This window comes from Kribbella sp. NPDC050241 (assembly GCF_044459685.1).
Taxonomy (GTDB): Bacteria; Actinomycetota; Actinomycetes; order Propionibacteriales; family Kribbellaceae; genus Kribbella.
Genome location: NZ_JBITJE010000006.1, coordinates 313136 through 332952 on the forward strand (window position 1 = coordinate 313136; position 19817 = coordinate 332952).

General features: G+C 67.7%; 17 protein-coding genes and 1 pseudogene. 11 read left to right on the top strand and 7 right to left on the bottom strand.

The window, feature by feature from the left end:
* Positions 1–17 precede the first annotated feature (17 nt).
* Positions 18–1994, bottom strand: coding sequence for a DNA topoisomerase (ATP-hydrolyzing) subunit B (gyrB, locus tag ACIBG5_RS28275; RefSeq protein WP_396394622.1), 1977 nt, complete (start codon positions 1992–1994; stop codon positions 18–20).
* A gap of 451 nt (positions 1995–2445) precedes the next feature.
* Between gyrB and ACIBG5_RS28280 the strand changes: the two genes are divergently transcribed.
* Genes ACIBG5_RS28280 through ACIBG5_RS28290 form a run of 3 tightly spaced genes read left to right on the top strand, consistent with a single transcriptional unit; the run spans position 2446 to position 4231 of the window.
* Positions 2446–3081 carry a hypothetical protein gene (locus tag ACIBG5_RS28280; RefSeq protein ID WP_396394482.1) on the top strand — a complete coding sequence of 212 codons (636 nt, stop codon included), beginning with the start codon at positions 2446–2448 and terminating at the stop codon, positions 3079–3081.
* Positions 3078–3671, top strand: a complete 594-nt coding sequence (locus ACIBG5_RS28285; protein WP_396394483.1) for a hypothetical protein — start codon at positions 3078–3080, stop codon at positions 3669–3671. The genes ACIBG5_RS28280 and ACIBG5_RS28285 overlap by 4 nt, the downstream gene beginning before the upstream one ends.
* A 2-nt stretch (positions 3672–3673) precedes the next feature.
* Entirely contained in the window at positions 3674–4231 is a 558-nt protein-coding gene (locus ACIBG5_RS28290) for a hypothetical protein (RefSeq protein WP_396394623.1), read from the top strand.
* A 13-nt stretch (positions 4232–4244) separates the two neighbouring features.
* On the opposite strand, the gene ACIBG5_RS28295 is transcribed toward ACIBG5_RS28290, so the two are convergent.
* The 6 genes from ACIBG5_RS28295 to dnaA form a co-directional block, all read right to left on the bottom strand.
* Positions 4245–5603 carry a hypothetical protein gene (locus ACIBG5_RS28295; protein WP_396394484.1) on the bottom strand — a complete coding sequence of 453 codons (1359 nt, stop codon included), beginning with the start codon at positions 5601–5603 and terminating at the stop codon, positions 4245–4247.
* Between the two features lie 56 nt (positions 5604–5659).
* Positions 5660–6238 carry a DUF721 domain-containing protein gene (locus ACIBG5_RS28300; RefSeq protein WP_396394485.1) on the bottom strand — a complete coding sequence of 193 codons (579 nt, stop codon included), beginning with the start codon at positions 6236–6238 and terminating at the stop codon, positions 5660–5662.
* Positions 6231–7370 (bottom strand): DNA replication/repair protein RecF, encoded by a 1140-nt coding sequence (recF, locus tag ACIBG5_RS28305; protein WP_396394486.1) that lies wholly within the window; start codon positions 7368–7370, stop codon positions 6231–6233. Before recF ends, ACIBG5_RS28300 begins: the two co-directional genes overlap by 8 nt.
* 1 nt (position 7371) lies before the next feature.
* Positions 7372–8292: a phosphogluconate dehydrogenase (NAD(+)-dependent, decarboxylating) gene (gene gnd, locus ACIBG5_RS28310; RefSeq protein WP_396394487.1), complete on the bottom strand. Its 921-nt coding sequence runs from the start codon at positions 8290–8292 to the stop codon at positions 7372–7374.
* 26 nt (positions 8293–8318) lie between these two features.
* The gene (dnaN, locus tag ACIBG5_RS28315) at positions 8319–9464 is read right to left on the bottom strand and encodes a DNA polymerase III subunit beta (protein WP_396394488.1); all 1146 of its coding nucleotides are present in this window, start codon (positions 9462–9464) and stop codon (positions 8319–8321) included.
* A gap of 521 nt (positions 9465–9985) precedes the next feature.
* The gene (gene dnaA, locus ACIBG5_RS28320) at positions 9986–11530 is read right to left on the bottom strand and encodes a chromosomal replication initiator protein DnaA (protein WP_396394624.1); all 1545 of its coding nucleotides are present in this window, start codon (positions 11528–11530) and stop codon (positions 9986–9988) included.
* 1216 nt (positions 11531–12746) lie between these two features.
* Between dnaA and rpmH the strand changes: the two genes are divergently transcribed.
* The 8 genes and pseudogenes from rpmH to ACIBG5_RS28360 all read left to right on the top strand — a co-directional run bounded on the left by rpmH (position 12747) and on the right by ACIBG5_RS28360 (position 18621).
* Positions 12747–12884: a 50S ribosomal protein L34 gene (rpmH, locus tag ACIBG5_RS28325; RefSeq protein ID WP_130386492.1), complete on the top strand. Its 138-nt coding sequence runs from the start codon at positions 12747–12749 to the stop codon at positions 12882–12884.
* Positions 12885–12910: 26 nt separating this feature from the next.
* Positions 12911–13270, top strand: coding sequence for a ribonuclease P protein component (gene rnpA, locus ACIBG5_RS28330; RefSeq protein ID WP_360438064.1), 360 nt, complete (start codon positions 12911–12913; stop codon positions 13268–13270).
* The gene (gene yidD / locus ACIBG5_RS28335) at positions 13267–13578 is read left to right on the top strand and encodes a membrane protein insertion efficiency factor YidD (RefSeq protein WP_360438067.1); all 312 of its coding nucleotides are present in this window, start codon (positions 13267–13269) and stop codon (positions 13576–13578) included. The genes rnpA and yidD overlap by 4 nt, the downstream gene beginning before the upstream one ends.
* 9 nt (positions 13579–13587) lie before the next feature.
* Positions 13588–14562 (top strand): annotated as a pseudogene (gene yidC, locus ACIBG5_RS28340) (membrane protein insertase YidC); the annotation flags it as partial.
* Positions 14563–14902: 340 nt separating this feature from the next.
* The gene (locus tag ACIBG5_RS28345; RefSeq protein ID WP_393386732.1) at positions 14903–15409 is read left to right on the top strand and encodes a protein jag; all 507 of its coding nucleotides are present in this window, start codon (positions 14903–14905) and stop codon (positions 15407–15409) included.
* Positions 15410–15436: 27 nt separating this feature from the next.
* Positions 15437–16108: a 16S rRNA (guanine(527)-N(7))-methyltransferase RsmG gene (rsmG, locus tag ACIBG5_RS28350; protein WP_396394489.1), complete on the top strand. Its 672-nt coding sequence runs from the start codon at positions 15437–15439 to the stop codon at positions 16106–16108.
* Positions 16109–16584: 476 nt separating this feature from the next.
* Positions 16585–17520: a ParA family protein gene (locus tag ACIBG5_RS28355; RefSeq protein ID WP_165553441.1), complete on the top strand. Its 936-nt coding sequence runs from the start codon at positions 16585–16587 to the stop codon at positions 17518–17520.
* A 144-nt stretch (positions 17521–17664) separates the two neighbouring features.
* Positions 17665–18621, top strand: a complete 957-nt coding sequence (locus ACIBG5_RS28360) for a ParB/RepB/Spo0J family partition protein (protein WP_396394490.1) — start codon at positions 17665–17667, stop codon at positions 18619–18621.
* The last annotated feature ends 1196 nt before the right edge of the window (positions 18622–19817 follow it).

A 19817-nucleotide genomic window follows, 5' to 3' on the forward strand; every position in this document is an offset into this window, starting at 1 on the left:
AACGGACCACCCATCCATCAGATGTCGAGGAAGCGGACGTCCTTGGCGTTGCGCTGGATGAAACTGCGCCGCGCCTCGATGTCGTCTCCCATCAGCGTCTGGAACGTCTCGTCGGCGCGGATCGCGTCGTCCAGGGTGATCTGCAGCAGCACCCGGTTGGCCGGATCCATCGTGGTGTCCCACAGTTCGTTCGCGTTCATCTCGCCCAGACCCTTGTAGCGCTGGATCGGATTCTCCTTGGGCAGCTTCCGGCCCGCCTCGGCGCCGGCCTCGAGCAGGCCGTCGCGCTCCCGGTCGGTGTACGCGAGCTCGTCGGCGTGGTTGCTCCAGCGGATCTTGTACAGCGGCGGCTGCGCGGCGTACACGTGTCCGCGCTCGATCAGCGGGCGCATGAACCGGAACAGCAGCGTGAGCAGCAGGGTCCGGATGTGCTGGCCGTCGACATCGGCGTCGGCCATGATCACGATCTTGTGGTACCGCAGCTTGTCCTCGTCGAAGTCCTCGTGGATACCGGTGCCGAGCGCGGAGATGATCGCCTGGACCTCGTTGTTCTGCAGGACCTTGTCGATCCGGGCCTTCTCGACGTTCAGGATCTTGCCGCGGATCGGCAGGATGGCCTGGAACTTCGGGTCCCGACCGCCCTTGGCGGAGCCACCGGCCGAGTCACCCTCGACGATGTAGACCTCGCACTCCTCCGGGTTGGTCGACTGGCAGTCGGCCAGCTTGCCCGGTAGGCCGCCGCCACCCAGCAGACCCTTGCGGTTGCGGGCCAGGTCGCGCGCCTTGCGGGCCGCGATCCGGGCGCTCGCCGCGGCGGTCGCCTTGCGGATGATCTCGCGGCCCTCGGCCGGGTTCTGCTCGAACCAGGCGCCGAGCTTGTCGTTCACGACCCGCTGGACGAAGCCCTTGACCTCGGTGTTGCCGAGCTTGGTCTTGGTCTGGCCCTCGAACTGCGGCTCGGCCAGCTTGACCGAGATGATCGCCGTCAGACCCTCCCGGATGTCGTCACCGGTGAGCCTGTCCTCCTTCTTCTTGATCATGCCCTGGTCCTCGCCGAACGAGTTGACCAGTGAGGTCAGCGCGGCCCGGAAGCCTTCCTCGTGCGTACCACCCTCGTGGGTGTTGATCGCGTTCGCGAAGGTGTGCACGGACTCCTGGAACGAGCCGCTCCACTGCAGCGCGACCTCGAGACTCATGCTGTTCTCGCCGTTGGACGCCGCCTCGAACGAGATCACGTCGCGGTGCACGGTCTCGCGGATGCCGGTCAGGTACTTCACGTAGTCGACCAGGCCGTTCTCGGCCTTGAACGCCTGCTCGACCGGGTGGCCGTCCTCGGTGTGGTCCGGCCGCTCGTCCCGGATCACGATCTCCAGGCCCTTGTTCAGGAAGGCCATCTCGCGGAAGCGGGTGGTGAGCGTCTCGTAGGAGTACGTCGTGGTCTCGAAGACATCCGGGTCCGCCCAGAACGTCACGGTGGTCCCGTTCGACTCCGACGTACCGATCTCGGCGAGGTCGGCGTCCGGGACGCCGTGCGAGAAGGACTGCGTGTACAGCTTGCCCTTCAACTTCACGTCGACCTTGAGCCGGCTGGACAGCGCGTTCACGACGGACACACCGACCCCGTGCAGACCACCGGACACCTTGTAGCCGCCGCCGCCGAACTTGCCGCCGGCGTGCAGGACGGTCAGTACGACGGTGACCGCCGGCTTGCCCTCGGACTCGACGATGTCGACCGGGATGCCGCGGCCGTTGTCCTCGACGCTGACCGCGCCGTCGGGCAGCAGGGTGACGACGATCCGGTCGCCGTACCCGGCCATCGCCTCGTCGACGGCGTTGTCGACCACCTCGGTGACGAGGTGGTGCAGACCACGCTCACCGGTGGACCCGATGTACATGCCCGGTCGCTTCCGGACCGCGTCCAGACCCTCCAGGACCTGGATCGCACTCGCGTCGTACTCGCGCTCGACGATGTTCGACGGGATCTTGTCGAGCATCGCGGGAAGTTCCACGCTGTCGGGTGCGGCGGTGCCGATGGGGTCGGCGGACTGGTTGGCGTCGATCTCGGTCGGCTCGTCGGTCACCGGCTGTTGTCCTCCTCGGACCCCGCGTTCGCGGAGCATCGCTGCACAGTGGAAACCGCCCCCTACAGTGTTGTCAGAGGCGCGGTTCGCTCTACAGGCTCCATCTTACCTGTCGACCGAAGCAGAACCTGCCACCAGGCGCCTGAAACTCGGGTCAGGGCGTCTTTTCTCCCTCATCTCCATGTCCCCTCTCGCGGGTGGGGGGCCAGAAAGCGCTCACGGCCGCTCAGTGGCCTCCGGTCGGTTCACCACTGACCGTCTGGGAACTGAGACGACGTGAACCGGTACAGACCGGTTGAACAGACCGCGGCGGGCGTGGACGAGGCGGGCCGTCGCGCACCCCATCGCCCTTAGGATCGCTGCCGTGGAAAGTCTCGACGACGTCATCGACGCCATGATCGCGGAGCGGGTGATCCACCGGCATCGGCGCAAGTGGCTGATCGCGATCGCCCTCGTCGTCGTCCTGGCCCTGATCGTCCTCGCCACCGGTGGGTGGAAGGAGAAGACGGGCCGGACCGTGCCCACGCTGACCGCGCCGGTGACGGTGACGTCCGGCAAGTGGGAGTACAACTTCACCAAGGCCGAGATCGTCCAGCACCCGAAGAAGGAGTACTCGCCGGCCGAGGCCGAGCTGCTGGTGTACTTCGACCTGAAGAACATGGACGACGAAGAGGACACGAGCGACTCCCTGGACGGCCGGTTGCTCCGCCTGGTCCCCGGCGACGGCAAGGATCTGATCGAGTCCAACGGGGCGACCTGCCGTGGACAGCTGGGCTGGGTCGTCGTCTTCGGTCTGCCCCCGGTCAGTTGCGTGACCAAGTTCGACATACCGCCGGACTTCACCGCCGACGTGGTCGAGATCGGTGTCCTCGGCGAGCGCTTCGAGTCCGACCAAGGCTTCCTCGGCGCGAACGAGGACCCGTACTGGCAGCAACCGGAGGCGGATGCGGTGGTCCAGCTCAAGCCGGCCATCGTCGTCGACAACGGGGAGAAGAAGTGAAGCTGTATCGCCCCGCCACCGTCCTGGTCGGTGTCCTGTTCATCCTGCTCGGTGGACTGACCCGGCTCGCCACCCCGGACCACGTGTACGAGAAGCAGAACGTGGAGGTCGTGCACGGCACGATCGGCGAGAAACTCCCGTACGGCGACTCGTCCGTGACGATCAACCGGATGAAGTTCGCCAAGACGGTGATGGAGAGCAGCGCGGGTGAGGACGACGAACCGATCGAGACGGACGGCGTGTTCATCGCGCTCGAGTGGGACGCCGTCCGCGGGGTCTCCGAGCCGCTGTCGGGCAACCCGACCCTGCGCGCCGACGGCGGCACCATCTACCGGCCGCTGGGCATCACCGAGTCCGGCGTCGACTTCCCGGACCCCGGCTTCGCCCAGATCGGCGCCGTCGTCTTCGAGGTCAACCCGTCGGATCTGAAGGGTCTGACGCTCCGGCTCGATCCCGCGCCGCTGTACAACGTCCTGTACGTCGCCATCGACGTCGACCTCGGCATCCCGAGTGAAGAGGTGGCTCAGCGGCTCGTCGACGGAGCCGCGGCCCAGTACGTGTTCGGGAACCGCGAGGTGAGGGTGGCGTGAAGATGACCAGGCACCGCGCGGTCCGGTGGGGCGTACAGCTCGCCCTGATGCTCGCGCTGCTGTCGACGAGTTGCTTCCTGATGCTGCGGGACTACATCGACAACGACGAGGAGTTGTTCGACGAGGGCCGGGTCACCGAGGTGGTCAAGCAGGGACCGGTGACGATCGGCGACGTCGAGTGGAAGCTGGATTCGCTGGAGACCTACACCACCCTCGTGGACGACGAGGGTGAGGAGATCTCGCTCGACGACAAGCCGGCCGGCTCGGTCATCGTGGTCGCGAAGATGACGGTGAAGCCGCTCGACGGCCTGTACATGAAGGAGAACGGCTTCAGCTGCACGGCCAGCCTGCGCGACGACCGCGGCAACCTCTGGCAGACCAAGCAGCCGTACAAGTTCGAGCTGCCGACGTACTGCACGAACGAGGACCAGCCGTTCTACCGGAACAAGCCTGGAGATCTCGCCGGGGTGTACGTCGTCCCCGAGTCGGCCGTCCCGCATCTGACCGGCGTCGTCGTTCAGAACCTGGAAGAGCGCCGGCGCGTCATCCTGACTCCCTGAGGGCGGCCCGCCGTCAGGCGTTGACCGGCTGCTTGTCCGCCTCGTTCGTCTCCGCCTTGGCCGCTTCCGCCTTGGCCGCTTCCGCCTCGGCGGCCTCGGCACGGCGTTGGGCTCCGACCGAGATACACAGGTCGAACGCAGCCGCCAGCAAGGCGATCCGTAGCGGCTCGAAGATGAGGCTCTGGCCCAGGTCTGCGATCTCGTGGACCATCAGGCCCCAGTGCATGCTCTCCGGTCCGATCGCCCGCTGGATCAGGACGAACGCCCAGTCGCTGCCGAGCAGCCAGAACGTGTAGACCATGCAGACGACGCCGAGGAAGACCGGGCCGACCCGGACCAGCAGTCGGAACGCGTTCAGCGTCGGGTAGAACTTCTCCCGCAGTCCGCCGAGCAGCAGGTTCGGGGCTTTGTTGGTGAGGGCAACGATCCGGTTCTGCTGCGGTGCCTCCTGCTCGAGCTGATCGCCGAGGCGGCGCTCCACCCGGGTGCCCTTGAAGACACCGCCACTGGTCAGCACCCGGTGACCGAAGACGACGGTCGTGATCGCGAGCCAGGTCAGCGGCTCGGCGACGCCGAGCTTGAACAGCGGCCAGAGGCTCTCCCAGAAGAAGCCCCAGAGGAACTCGATCCCGGCCGGGATCGGGATGTGGATCCCCGCGAAGAAGTCCTTCAGCCCGCCCCACCAGTCCAGCGACCAGTACCAGAAGTTCCGCTCGCTGATCCAGTCCTTGGCGTCGGCGACCGCGAACGGTGTGACGACGACCGTGATCAGCAGGAAGAACGCCTCTGCCCAGACCTGGACGAACTTCGCCGGCCGGCTCGGCCAGCGGTCGTCGACCGCCTCGATCACCCGGCGCAGGACCAGCAGGATCACGATCGCCGGCAGGTACTTGTGCCACTGGCCGCCGCCGAGCTCGAAGAAGGCGGCACCCGACTGCAGACCACGCTGGACGTTGTTCGTGGACGTCAGCGATCCGATCTGGTCCTCGAGGAATCCCCAGGCCGACCACACCGCGACCAGCGGCAGCAGGGTGACGGCCAGCAACTCCATCACGCCTTGCTGCGTCGGGTCGGAGGTCTCCTCGCTCTGGTTGGACGCTGCGTCGCGCCAGCGGTAGAGCGAGGTCGCACAGGTTCGGATCATGCCGACGGCGGCGGCGATCTGGAGCAGCACACCGATCGAGAACACGCCGGTACCGAGGCTCGAGTGCGCATGCTCGTCCAGCCAGATCGCGGCCTCGACGCAGGCCTTGAAGCCGAGGAAGCCGGCCAGCCACCAGGTCGTCAGGGGCAGGAGGTTCCGCCACCAGAGCCGGAAGGTGTCTCCGATCAGGTGGACCATCTCGCGGAAACCATCGACGATCGTGCGCATCGCGCCCGATCCTAGGGGAGTCGCGGGTCGCTGGAGCAACTTGCTCGGCAGTTGGTTCAGCCGTAGGTGTCGCGGGGGCCGCGGCCGCCGCGGATGGTGCGGGGGCCCTTGCGCCAACTGGGGGTGTGGGGGCCCTGCACGTTGACCTGGGTGACCGTGCCGTCGCCCAGTTCGGTGTTGAGGCGGCGGACCAGGTCGGGGGCGAGGAGCTTGAGCTGGGTGGCCCACGCGGTGGACGACGTACGCACGGTGAGCACGGTGTTCTCGTAGGACTCCGGCGTACAGTGCTCGGCCATCTCCGGACCGACGATCGACGGCCAGCGCGCCATCACGCCGTGTACGGCGACGTCGACTTCCCAGCCTTGGTCGCGCATCAGCCGGCCGAGCGTGTTGGTCAGCTTCTGTGGATCCCGGTCGTCCGGACGCGCGCTGCTGATCTGGGCGCCGTCGATCCGCGGCCGCCGGCGCGTCCGCTTGACCGGCTTGATCGGGCCGTTCGCGGCCTGCTGCTTCAGCCGCCCGGCGAGCGATTTCGCCAGGTCCAGTCCCTGCTTGTCGTGGTCAGGTTCGCCCGGACGCTCCGGAGCCGCCTCGCTCTCGAAGCCGCTCTCAGAGGAATTCCGGGGTTCAGGCACGCCGCACGGATCCTTCACCGACATCGAACCGGACACCGGTGAGCTCAGCGGGCACATCCGCGCCGACCGCCGCGGTCACCAGCACCTGCTCGGCCGGCGCGACCAACTCGGCCAGCCGGTCCCGGCGCTGCGTGTCGAGCTCGGCGAACACGTCGTCCAGGATCAGCACCGGTTCACCCCCGTCCGCTCGAAGCAGTTCGTACGACGCCAGCCGCAGCGCGAGCGCGAACGACCACGACTCACCGTGACTCGCATACCCCTTCGCGGGCAAGTCCCCGAGCCCGAGTACCACGTCGTCGCGATGGGGTCCGACCAGAGACACACCCCGCTCGAGCTCGTCCTGCCGCTTGTCCCGGACCGCTGCGCCCAGCACCTCGGCGAGCTGCTCCCGCGACACCACACCGGGCTCGAGCAGGACCGACGACTTGTACTCCAGCCGCGCATTACCCTTGCCTCGGGCAACAGCGTCGTACGCGCCCGAGACCAATGGACGCAGGGATTCCAGCAACTCCAGCCGGGTGGCGAGCAGTTCGGACCCGGCGCGGACGAGATGCGAGTCCCAGACCTCGAGCGTGCGCAACTGTCCCTCGGCGGCGCCGGCCCGGTTCTGCCGGCGGGCCATCGAGGCGCTGCGCAGCAACGAGTTCCGCTGCTTGAGCACGCGGTCGTAGTCCTGCCGTACGCCGGCCATCCGCGGCGACCGCAAGGTCAGCAACTCGTCCAGGAACCGGCGTCGTTCGGACGGATCGCCCTTCACCAGCGCGAGATCCTCCGGCGCGAACAGCACCGTACGGAGCAGGCCGAGCACTTCGCGTGGCCGCGGTACGGGCGAGCGGTTCACCCGGGCCCGATTTGCCTTCCCAGGATTGATTTCCAGCTCGACGACCACGTCCCGGTCGTACTGGCTGCGGATCTCGGTCCGCACGATCGCCCTGGTGGCTCCGGCCCGGACCAGTGGCGCGTCGTTCGCGACCCGGTGTGACCCGAGGGTCGCGGTGTAGTGGATCGCCTCGACCAGGTTGGTCTTGCCGTGGCCGTTCGGCCCGACGAAGGCGGTCACGCCCGGAGCGAGCTCGACCTCCGCCTGCGCGTAGGACCGGAAGTCGAGCAGACCCAGGGCGGTGACATACACCTCAGTGCTTGGGCGGTGTCGCGTACGACGGATCCGCGGCCTCGGCGCCCTTCACCGCGTGACCGCCGAACTGGTTGCGCATCGCGGCGATCGCCTTCATCGCCGGCGAGTCCTCCTGCCGGGAGGCGAACCGGGCAAACAGCGCGGCCGAGATGGCCGGCATCGGCACCGCGTGGTCGATCGCGGCCTCGACGGTCCAGCGGCCCTCACCGGAGTCGTCGGCGTACCCGCGGATCTTGGCCAGGTGGTTGTCGTCCTTCAGCGAGGCGACCAACAGGTCGAGCAGCCAGGACCGGATCACGGTGCCCTCGCGCCAGGACTCGAACGCCTCCGGCACGTTCTCCACGACGTCGGCGGCCTCGAGCAGCTCGTAGCCCTCGGCGTACGCCTGCATGATGCCGTACTCGATGCCGTTGTGGACCATCTTCGAGAAGTGCCCGGCGCCGACCTTGCCGGCATGCACGAAGCCGAACTCACCCTCGGGCTTCAGCGCCTCGAAGATCGGCATCACGATGTCGACGGTGTCCTTGTCGCCGCCGCACATCAGGGCGTAGCCGTTCTCCAGGCCCCAGACGCCACCGGACACACCGCAGTCGACGAAGCGGATGTCCTTCTCGGCGAGCTGAGCGGCCCGGCGGGTGTCGTCGGTCCAGCGGCTGTTGCCGCCGTCGATCACGATGTCGCCGGGGGAGAGCAGGTCCGAGAGCTCGGCGACGACCGCATCGATCGCCTGCACCGGCACCATGATCCAGACCACCTTGGGCTGGCCGGACGCGGTGAGCTTGCCGACCATGTCGGCCAGGTCCTTGGCGTCGGAGATGTCCGGGTTGTGGTCGACCCCGACCACGGTGTGGCCTGCGTTGCGGATCCGCTGGCGCATGTTGCCGCCCATCTTGCCGAGACCGACAAGGCCGAGCTCCATCGTGAATCCCCTTGTTCTGTTGGCTTTCAGCTGTTCAGGCGGACCGGCATCAGGACATACCGGAACTCGCTGATCGGATCACCGTCGAAGTCCCGCACACCGGTCAGCTCGGCCGGCTTGGTCGCCTGCGTGAAGGCCAGGTGCGCTACCGGCGTACCGATCGCGTTCAGGCCGTCGAGCAGGTACGTCGGGTTGAAGCCTACGGTCACCGGCTCACCGGACACGCGGGCCTCGATCGACTCGGACGCCTGGGCCTCGTCACCGCTGCCGGCGTCCAGGGTCACGGTGTCGTCGCTGAACGTCAGCCGGACCGGCGCGTTCCGCTCGGCCACCAGGGCCACGCGCTTGACCGCCTCGACCAGCGTGGCGGTGTCGATCCGGACCCGGGTCGCGATCGCGGCGTCGGTCGGGATGATGCCGCGAACCTTCGGGAACTCGCCGTCCAGCAGGCGGGTGGTCGCCCGCCGGTTGCCGCCGGAGACCTCGCCCTCGAAGCCGACGATGCCGTCACCGGTGCCCGGCGCGGCCAGCGAGACGATGACGTCCGATCCGGTCATCGCCTTCGCGGTCTCGGACAACACCCGGGCCGGCACCAGCGCGGCCGCGGACGCGTCGGGGGACTGCGGGTTCCACTCGAGTTCGCGGATCGCCAGCCGGTAGCGGTCGGTGGCCAGCAGCGAGATCATGGATCCCTCGATCTCGACCCGGACACCGGTCAGCACCGGAAGCGTGTCCTCACGCCCGGCCGCGGTCACCACCTGCGAGACCGCCTGGGCGAAGACGTCGGCCTTGACCGTCCCGCTCGCGGCCGGAAGCTCCGGCAGGGCCGGATATTCCTCGGTGGGAAGCGTCTGGAGCGTGAAGCGCGAACTGCCACACGTGACTTGGACCTTCGCACCGTCGACGGCGATGTCCACCGGCTGGTTCGGAAGGCTCTTGGAGATGTCGGCGACCAGCCGGCCGGAGATCAGGCACTTCCCGCTGTCGGCCACCTGTGCAGGCACGGTGACCCGGACGGAGGTCTCGTAGTCGAAACCGGACAGGGTGATCTGCCCGTCCTCGGCCTCGACCAGGAGGCCGGCAAGGATCGGGACGCTGGGACGACTGGGCAAGCTGCGCGCGGCCCAGGCCACCGACTCGGCCAGTACGTCGCGCTCGACGCGAAACTTCACCGCTGGGTGCCTCCTGATTCGGCTGTGTGCCAGGCAGATCCTGCCACGGACAAGTGTGCTCTGCGCCAATCGGGCGTGACGTGGCGCTTCGGGCGGGTCGCGTCGGCGTCGTTCCGGTGGTTCTGCGTGCTGCCCCTCATTGTGCTCCGAGGACAGCCTGACAGGTGCCGCAAGCCGGCGCGAGACCGGGGTTTTCCCCAGGTTGGGCCGCTCGATCGTTTTGTGGACTGGGAACTCTCTACAGATTCCATAGGGTTCTTAGCACCGGTGGATACTGTGGAAAAGCGACGACTTCGCAGGTCAGGTACCGAATCGGCGTGTGGACGGCGTGTGGACGAATCCCGGTCTGTCTGAGGACGCCTGGTGATGAAGAATTCTGTCCCCACAGCCAATCCACAACACACAGCGATGTGTCCACGGTGATACCCCCAGTTATCCACAGGAGTATCCCCAGGCTGTGTGGTTCCGGTGACCGCGTCGTAGCACTCGGCGTACAGAATTCTGGACGCGGTCACCGGGCCTCATTGCTGCTTCGCTTGGTGCTTGATCCGGTTGGTCAGTTCGGTCACCTGGTTGAAGACGCTGCGCCGCTCCGACATCAACTGCCGGATCTTCCGCTCGGCGTGCATCACGGTGGTGTGGTCGCGGCCGCCGAACTGCTGACCGATCTTCGGCAACGACAGGTCGGTCAGCTCGCGGCACAGGTACATGGCGATCTGCCGCGCGGTCACCAGCACCCGGCTCCGGCTCGAGCCACACAGGTCGTCGATCGACAGACCGAAGTACGACGCGGTCTGGCCCATGATCATGCTGGCCGTCACCTCGGGCTTGCTGCCTTCGGGGATCAGGTCCTTCAGCACAATCTCGGCCAGGCTCAGATCGACCGGCTGCCGGTTCAGGCTGGCGAACGCGGTGACGCGGATCAGTGCGCCCTCGAGTTCACGGATGTTGGTCTGCACCTTCGAGGCGATGAACTCCAGCACCTCCGGCGGCGCGGTCAGTCGCTCGGTGGCCGCCTTCTTCCGCAGGATCGCGATCCGGGTCTCGAGGTCGGGCGGCTGGATGTCGGTGATCAGGCCCCACTCGAACCGGTTCCGCAGCCGGTCCTCCAGCGCCTCCAGGCGTTTCGGCGCGCGATCGGAGCTGATCACGATCTGCTTGTTCGCGTTGTGGAGGGTGTTGAAGGTGTGGAAGAACTCCTCCTGGGTCTGGATCTTGCCCTCGAGGAACTGGATGTCGTCGATCAGCAGGACGTCGACATCGCGGTACCGGCGCTGGAACTGGGACGCCTTGTCGTCGCGGATCGCGTTGATGAAGTCGTTGGTGAACTCTTCGCTCGACACGTACCGGACCCGGGCCCCGGTGTAGAGGCTGCGGACGTAGTGGCCGATCGCGTGCAGCAGGTGGGTCTTGCCGAGACCGGAGTCGCCGTAGATCAGCTGCGGGTTGTACGCCTTGCCAGGCGCCTCGGCGACGGCGACCGCGGCCGCGTGGGCGAACCGGTTCGAGCTGCCGATGACGAAGGTCTCGAAGGTGTACTTCGGGTTCAGCCGCGCCTCCCCCTGTGCCTCGGTGGCCGGCTGGGGCATCCCGTTCGGCGGTGGGGCGACCGAGCCGAGCTGGTGACCGAACGGCTGCTGCTGCGGCGCGGGACCGCGGGGCTGCTCGTAGTGCTGCGGCGCCGGCTGCTGCGGCGGGCTGAACTGTGGCGCGTTGTGGACCGGTTCGCTCAGCGCGGACTGGATCGTCGGCTGGTACGCCCCGTCGGTCCGCAGCGGCTCGCGGACGACGGGCTGCGGCGGCGCCTGTGGTTCACGCAGTTCCGGGTCGAGCGACGGGTCGACCGTCACGGCGATCCGGATGTCGCGGCCGAAGCTCTCCGACAGGATCCGCTCGAGGTCGGGGCGCAGCCGGGTCTCCAGCTGGCCGCGGGTGAAGTCGTCGGGCACCGCGACGATGGCGGTGCTCTCGTGCAGCGTCACCGGGCGGGAGTTGGTCAGCCAGGCACGCTGGTTCGGCGGAAGGCCCGCGAGGACCCGGGTCCAGGCATCACCGAGGTCCGTCACCGGACCCGGTCCTTCGGATCGTGGCTCGGCAACCCGAGGCCGACCGATCTGCGGCTCGGCCACCCGAACCTCAGCAGCGCCGCTCTCATTGTTCGCACGCCCATCACCCTCGTTCCGCACCGGTCCTGCTCCGTCCCCATACACGGGGCGATCGTTTCCTGGCGGTTCAGCCGGTCCTCGTGCACCGGTCCAGTTGTTGCTGGTCTCACCGGAGTACCTGAGATTGCCGACCACCGGTGCGGCACCGAAGTACGCCGTACCCGCTGGAGGCTCGGGGGTGGGCACCGGCGTCGGCGTCGGCTCCGGGCCGGTCGGCAGATCGGTGGCTGCTCGCTCCAGCTCGGAGCGGTACCCGTAGCCCCGGTACCGCGGGCGGTAGCCGGACTCGGGGGGCTCGGGGAGGGGAATCGGAAGAGAGGGGCTGAGGTGATCGGCCGGATCGGTCCGCGGCGCCGGCTCCGGGGCCGACGGGATCTCGGACCGGAAATCCACCGCCGGTTCCGGCCTCAGATCCTGTCTGCCGTCGACGGTGTATTCCACCTCTGTGATTTCCGCACTGGCGGAATGGTCCTCGACCACGCGTTGCTCCCCGAATCCATCGCTGCGGTGGCCGGCGCGTTCCGGGCTGGACCCGGGCAGCGCGACCTTTAGACCCGACACCCGTGCAGCCGGTGCGTCGCCCGTTCCGGCTCGGCGCGGTTGCCGTTGTCCGCAGTCGGGCGCCGTACTTTCCACACGGTTGTCCACAACTGTGAACGACGCGTGGAGCAGGTTGGTTACCGATCGCGGGGTGTGGGACCTCTGGTGTGAGGGAGAGACGCTAACAAGTCTGCCCAGCCTGCTACAAGCCGTCATCCACAGGCTATGAACAGCAATTTGGGGGAAACGTCCGGCGTGTCGGGTAGACGGCGGAGCGTAGTCGTGTCGGGCAGATCGCGGTCGGTGACCATCCTGACCACTGCGTGACGACCGGTGACCGACCGTGTGCCCACTATTCTGTCCACAGGCCTGTGGATAACTATGGGGATGGCTGGTTTGACCTGTCCACAGGCGGCCACGTACCGTTGATCAGTCGGTGTTGAACCGGCCCTTTTGTGCTGCGCTCCCTGCTGGACCACACTGGTTCCTGAGTGGCGTGTGTGCAGGACTGCACCAGCGGCAGATCTATCAGTGGATCTGTCGATCATTGTGATCTCGAGTAACCGGAGTCATTCCAGTGAGCAAGCGGACGTTCCAGCCGAACAACCGTCGCCGGCACAAGAAGCACGGCTTCCGTCTTCGGATGCGTACCCGTGCCGGGCGCGCGATCATCGCCGCCCGCCGTGGCAAGGGTCGTCAGCGCCTCGCGGCCTGACCGACCTCCTCGACGGTGACCACCTCGTGTTGCCCGCGTCGAACCGGTTACGCCGGTCCGACGACTTCCGCCGCGCCGTCCGATCGGGACGGCGGGCCGGGCGGCGTGCGGTGGTCCTCCATCTGTTGGTGCGGGACGACCGGGCGGACGACGCTCAGGCCGCGCCCGCTCGCGTCGGATTCGTGGTGAACAAGGCGGTGGGCAACGCGGTTCTGCGGAACCGGGTCCACCGCCGTCTGCGTGCTGTCCTGAGCACGCGGCTCCCTGATCTACCGGCCGGCAGCCTGACCGTCGTCCGCGCCCTTCCGTCGTCCGCTTCGGCGTCGTACGACGAACTGGCCGCGGACGTCGACGGCGCGCTGCGGCGGATCCTGGACCCACGATGAGGATCAATCCCGTGAAGAGCGGGATCATCGGTTTTCTGAAGTTGTACCGGCTGACCATCAGCCCGATGTATGGGCAGGTGTGCAGGTTCTACCCGAGTTGTTCGGCGTACGCCCTGGAGGCGGTCGAACGCCACGGCGCGGTGCGCGGTTGCTGGCTGGCGGCGAGGAGACTCGTTCGCTGCCACCCGTGGAACCCCGGCGGCTACGACCCCGTTCCACCCACAGATGTCGACCAGCGCGGAGACTCGATCTCCGCCAACCAGCCCGGGCCGTCTAGCGACGCCGGGCCTGCGCAGCGAGGTGCTTGAGTGACTCTTCTGGCCATCCCCGAACTCGCGTTGTGGGACGGGATCGTAGACCTGTTCAACGCCGTCATGACGCCCCTGTACTGGGCTGTCTCGGCGTTGCTCGTCGGCTGGCACTGGCTACTCAGCCAGGTGCTCGACCCGAACGGCGGCTGGGCCTGGGCGCTCTCGATCGCCGGCCTGACCGTCGTCATCCGCACCTTGCTGATCCCGCTGTTCGTCCGGCAGATCCGCTCCAGCCGGAACATGCAGCTTCTGCAGCCGAAGATGAAGGAGCTGCAGAAGAAGTACGGCCACGACCGGGAGAAGCTCGGTCAGGAAATGATGAAGCTGTACAAGGAGACCGGGACGAACCCGTTCTCCTCGTGCCTGCCGCTGCTGCTCCAGTCACCGATCTTCCTCGCCCTGTTCCGGGTGCTGGACTACGCGGCGAACGGCAAGGCTCACAGCAAGATCATGGAGCCGTACGTCGAGTCGCTGCAGCACGCCAAGATCTTCGGAGCGGAGATCTCGCAGACCTTCCTGAAGGCGAGCGGTCCGGGCGAGAACAACGTCAAGATCGTCGCGGTCGTGCTGATCATCCTGATGACCGCGACGATGTTCACCACGCAGCTGCAGCTGATGCGCAAGAACATGCCGAAGGAAGCCCTGACCGGCCAGGCCGCGCAGATGCAGAAGATCATGCTGTACGTCTTCCCGGTCTTCTTCCTGATCGGTGGCTTCAACTTCCCGATCGGTGTGCTGATCTACTGGTTCGTCTCCAACGTGTGGACGATGGGTCAGCAGTTCTACGTGATCCGTCGCAACCCGGCTCCGGGCACGCCGGCGTACGACGCGATGGAGGCCCGCAAGCGCGAGCACAACCTGCGCGCGGGCAAGCCGGCCGACGAGGGCCTGGCGTCTGCCGACGGTACGACGGAGCCCGGTTCGGACCGGCGTCCGGCGCAGCGGCAGCAGCCGAAGCGGCAGTCGCGCAGCGACCGCAGGGGCGGAGCTGCCGCCGGCGGTGCTGCGAGCGGCGCATCGGACTCCGACGGCGCGGCGGACGGTGCGAAGGCCGCCAGCAATGGGCAGGCGTCGAACACCCAGCCGAACGCGGCGAAGAAGACTCAGGCCGGTGCTGCCAAGAAGCAGCCGGCCGGCAAGAAGAGGACGGCAGCCAAGCGCCAGCCGGCGGCGAAGTCGGCCGCCCAGAAGAAGGCGGCGCAGAAGAAGTCCGGCGGATCACGCTGACCCGCCTGCGCCGATTCCTCTTCCTGCTTGCGTATGACCTGGGTCCCCGTGGGGCGGATCTCGACATTGTGAAGGAGTGGCCGTGAGCGACGGCATGCAGAACAACGAGGCGACAGAGGAGTCCACCGACTCCGCTGCCGATCGTCTGAAGGCGCTCGAGGCGGAGAGCGACATCGCCGCCGACTACCTCGAGGAGTTGCTGGACATCGCCGACCTCGACGGTGACATCGACATGGACATCGACGGCGACCGTGCCGCGGTCTCGATCGTCGGTGCGGAGCTGAACAACCTCGTCGGCGAGAACGGCAAGGTGCTCGAGGCGCTGCAGGAGCTCACCCGGCTGGCCGTGTACCGGGAGACCGGTGAGCGGTCGCGGTTGATGCTGGACGTGTCGAACTATCGGGCGAACCGGAAGGCCGAGCTGGAAGAGGTCGGCCGGAAGGCCGTCGAGGAGGTGAAGGCGACCGGGACCCCGGTACGCCTGGACCCGATGACGCCGTTCGAGCGCAAGGTCGTCCATGACGTGGTGGCCGCCGCCGGCCTGACCAGCGAGTCCGAGGGCGAGGAGCCGCGCCGCCGCGTCGTCGTCCAGCCGTCGTGATCCGATGATCGCCGGACGTGTGACCTTGTGACCGAACCTGTTTCACGTGAAACGCCGCCGCTCGTGGAGAAGCTGTATCCACGGGCGGCGGTCCGGCTTGCGGCGTACGCCGAACTGCTGGCCACCGAGGGAACTCTCCGCGGGCTGATCGGTCCTCGCGAGGTTCCGCGGCTGTGGGATCGCCATCTGCTGAACTGCGCGGTCCTCGAGCGACTGGTCCCCGAGGAGTCAACGGTCGCCGACATCGGCACCGGTGCCGGCCTGCCGGGGATCGTGCTCGCTCTCGTTCGTCCAGACCTCCACGTGTCGCTCGTCGAGCCGTTGCTCCGGCGCACGACGTTCCTCCAGGAGGCGGTCGAGTCCCTCGGACTGGAGAACGCGACTGTGGTCCGCGCACGGGCCGAAGAACTTCCCCCGGCGTCGTACGACGTGGTGACTTCCCGGGCCGTCGCTCCCTTGGGCAAACTGGCGGGGTGGTGCCTGCCACTGTGCGTCGAAGGGGGGCTGATGCTGGCGATGAAAGGCTCGTCCGTCGAGGAGGAATTGGACGCCTCCGAACGCGAACTCGAAGCCCGCGGAGCTGAGCTGTGGCACATTCACCAACTCGGCGTCGATGAACTGGCCCAGCCGACGACAGTCGTGAGTATTGTGGCCGGACGTGCTGCAGGGGGATCCCGGCACGGAAGACGCGGGAGGTGAGTGGGTTGGTGAGTCGTGCCCTCGGATGGCCCGAGAAGAGCACCGGGGAAGCCAAGAGTTCCCAAGCGATCGGCTGGCCCGCACAACCCGCATCCAACTCCCAACTGCTGACGGCAGACCCCGAGCCGGCGAGCGATGAGTACCGGCCGCCGATCGACAGTTCTGCTCTCCGAACCGTCGCCGCGACCGGCCTCGACCAAGTACTGGACACCGCATCCGCTCCTGACGAATCTCCCGTTTCACGTGAAACCGGGGAGCCGGGAGATGATGGTGTTTCACGTGAAACGGCATCGCTGGTGGATGCCGACGACAACTTCTCCGAGTCTCCACCGCCTGTGGATGACGACCGCATGAAACTGCCTCCGCACACGGGGATTCGTCCACAGACGCCTGTGGATGAAGCTGGGGGCAGACCCGCCCCGACCCCTACCGACATCCTCTTCGGGCCAAGTCCCGCACCTATTGGAATGGGCGCTATGACTGCCGCACAGATCGCCGCGCGGGCCACGTCGGACGAGCTTCAGCGACGACTTCTCGAGACTCCGATCGCCGCCGCCACCGAACGGACCCTGCTGGTGAATGAAGGACGCACTATGGGCCGCGAGTTCCCGCTGCCTGCCGAGACCCGGGTCTTCGTTGTCGCCAACCAGAAGGGTGGCGTCGGCAAGACCACGACGACCGTGAACGTCGCCGCCGGCCTCGCGCTGTACGGCGCGCGGATACTGGTCATCGACCTCGACCCCCAGGGCAACGCCTCGACAGCCCTGGGCATCGATCACTCGGAAGGCACCCCGGGTGTCTATGAGGCGGTCATCGAGGGCGAGTCGCTTGGCAAGCTTCTCCAGCCCTGCGCCGAGCACCCCGGGATCATGGTGATCCCGGCAACCATCGACCTGGCCGGTGCCGAGATCGAACTCGTCAGCATCGTGGCCCGGGAGAGCCGGCTGAAGCGCGCCCTCGATGCGCACTTGGCCGAGACCGAAGCCGCGGGCGAGAAGTACGACTACGTCTTCATCGACTGCCCGCCGTCGCTCGGCCTGCTGACGGTCAACGCGCTGACCGCCGCCCGCGAGGTCCTGGTCCCGATCCAGAGCGAGTACTACGCGCTCGAGGGTCTGTCCCAGCTTCTCCGCCACATCGACATGGTGAAGTCGCACCTGAACCCGGGCCTCGACGTCTCCACGATCCTCCTCACGATGTACGACGCCCGTACCAAGCTGGCCGGTGAAGTAGCGGCAGAGGTTCGGGGTCACTTCCGTGACGCCGTACTGCGGACCGCCGTACCCCGCTCGGTCCGGATCTCGGAGGCACCGAGCCACGGACAGACGGTGCTCGCGTACGACCCGGCATCTGCCGGAGCGCTCTCCTACTTGGAGGCCTCCCGTGAGATCGCCATGCGCAACAACACCTGATCCGTCGACGGCCCTGGCCCGCCCGGCGCACTGGGACACCGGTTACGGTTGCTCCAGCAGGATTCCTGGGCGGGCTGTTTCACGTGAAACGGTGCTCGGTAGGACCGCAGGACATCAGCAGGTTGTCGAACTCGAGGGAGCGCGATGAACACCCGACTCGGACGCGGACTTGGCGCGCTGATCCCCAGCACGCCGGCCCCTGGGACCACCGCCACCCTCGGCAGCAAGTCCAGTTCGATTCCGGGAGCGCCCCCGGTCGCAAGGCGTGAGTCGGAGCTCACCGCGGTGCCGGGTGCCGAGTTCGCCGAGATCGAGGTCTCGAAGATCACCCCGAACCCGAAGCAGCCGCGCAGCGTCTTCGACGAGGAGGCGATGGAGGAGCTCGTCCACTCGGTGAAGGAGATCGGGCTGCTTCAGCCGATCGTCGTTCGCCGGCTGGAGCACGACAAGTACGAGCTGGTGATGGGTGAGCGCCGCTGGCGCGCGACCCAGGAGGCCGGCCTCGCCACGATCCCGGCCATCGTCCGCGACACCTCGGACGACGTGATGCTCCGGGACGCGCTGCTGGAGAACCTGCACCGAAGCCAGCTGAATCCGCTCGAGGAAGCAGCGGCGTACCAGCAGATGCTCGACGACTTCGGCTGCACCCAGGAAGTCCTCGCCACCCGGATCGGCCGCTCGCGCCCGCAGATCTCGAACACGCTGCGCCTGCTGAAACTCCCGGCCGGCGTACAGCGCCGCGTAGCCGCCGGTGTCCTGTCCGCGGGTCACGCCCGCGCGCTGCTCGGCCTCCCCAGCGGCGACGCCATCGAGCGCCTGGCCCAGCGCATCGTCGCCGAAGGCCTCTCCGTCCGCACCGTCGAGGAGATCGTCGCCCTGGGCGACATGAACGCCGACGACGCCACCCCAGCCCAACGGCGCCGCAACAAGCCGGTCGCCCCCCGCCTCGTCGACCTGGCCGACCGCCTCTCCGACCGGTTCGAAACCCGCGTCAAGGTCGACCTCGGCAAGACCAAGGGCAAGATCACCGTCGAGTTCGCGTCCCTGGACGACCTAGAGCGCATCGTCACCCTCATGGACCCCAACAAGCCCAACCCGTAATCCAGGCAAGCAGGACGCCCGCCGCCGCGGCTAGCGCCACGACCCTGGCGGCCGGACCACAAGCTTCGCGGGCAGTACCCCGGCCTTGGCGGTTCCGACCTCCTCGGCATGCTCCTGTGCGGACACAAACCACGCTCCCGCCTGCCGGCCCCATCGCCCGCGCGTGCACTCCCCGAGGAGCAAGCCCCGCCAGTACGCCCGGCGCGACGCCACCACTCAACTCCGCCACCCACGCCCGACCTTTGCTGCGCGCGCGTCTGGCGGCCGCTGACCACCACGACCGACCCAAGACCTGCTCCATGCGCCCCAGGCATCCCGACCCCATCCTGGGCACCCCGACGAGCCAACCTCCGCAGCTGCGTGACGGGCAACATGTTGGGACTCGTCATCCTCGACGCACCGGAGTCTTGGAGCAGCGGACAGTGCCGGAGCCGTGGAGCAGCCGACTGTGCCGGAGCCGTGGAGCAGCCGACTGTGCCGGAGCCGTGGAGCAGCCGACTGTGCCGGAGTCCTGGAGCAGCCGACTGTGCCGGGGTACGCGGAGCGGTTGCCGATCCTCCAGTGGGACTTGCGGCTTGCGCGCGCACATCCCACGTGTGCAACCACGGCGCGATCACCCGGTGTCGGCCTCCGGGCGTACTCGGCCGACCAGCGGAGGGAACAGCCGCTCCGACGCTCATCCATCCCACCCACGCACCGACCAACCCGGCGGCGTAGTCGGACAGGCGACTCGGGCCGGCCCGCTGGCCAGACCTACCCGGACTGCCCGAGCCGGCTAGCGCAGTCGGCGCCGGGCAGCCCAAGTCGAGCAGCCCAAGTCGAGCAGCCCAAGTCGAGCAGCCCAGGATCGCCGGACACCCCTGTCCCGCGCAGCGTCTCGTGCTTGGCGGGGCAACGCCGTCGCGCGCCGGCCTGGCTCGGTCGGGGCGGCAGCCCCGGTCCCACCCAGCGGCTCGTGCCCCGCGGGGCAACGTCGGCGCTCCCGACCCGGCCTGGCCGGACGACGCGGGCGTTCCTTTGGTTCAGCAGTTCCCTCGGCGGCACGATCTCCACCCAGGGGAGGCTTCCCGCCGATCAGGTGTAGCTGGTTGGTCCTTCGGATGTACCGAAGGACGGGAGGTAGTAGCTCGAACCCGGCGCGGTGCGGCGCCGCGGAGCGGGCCTGGCTGCGAACCGGGGGACTACTACCCGTCCTT

What these genes read in the sequence shown, in the direction of transcription:
- gyrB (WP_396394622.1), bottom strand. Translation starts at nt 1,994, where the DNA reads ATGCTCGACAAGATCCCGTCGAACATCGTCGAGCGCGAGTACGACGCG.
- ACIBG5_RS28290 (WP_396394623.1), top strand. Translation starts at nt 3,674, where the DNA reads ATGACCAGGCACCGCGCGGTCCGGTGGGGCGTACAGCTCGCCCTGATG.
- ACIBG5_RS28295 (WP_396394484.1), bottom strand. Translation starts at nt 5,603, where the DNA reads ATGCGCACGATCGTCGATGGTTTCCGCGAGATGGTCCACCTGATCGGA.
- gnd (WP_396394487.1), bottom strand. Translation starts at nt 8,292, where the DNA reads ATGGAGCTCGGCCTTGTCGGTCTCGGCAAGATGGGCGGCAACATGCGC.
- yidD (WP_360438067.1), top strand. Translation starts at nt 13,267, where the DNA reads ATGAGGATCAATCCCGTGAAGAGCGGGATCATCGGTTTTCTGAAGTTG.
- ACIBG5_RS28345 (WP_393386732.1), top strand. Translation starts at nt 14,903, where the DNA reads ATGCAGAACAACGAGGCGACAGAGGAGTCCACCGACTCCGCTGCCGAT.
- ACIBG5_RS28355 (WP_165553441.1), top strand. Translation starts at nt 16,585, where the DNA reads ATGACTGCCGCACAGATCGCCGCGCGGGCCACGTCGGACGAGCTTCAG.
- ACIBG5_RS28360 (WP_396394490.1), top strand. Translation starts at nt 17,665, where the DNA reads ATGAACACCCGACTCGGACGCGGACTTGGCGCGCTGATCCCCAGCACG.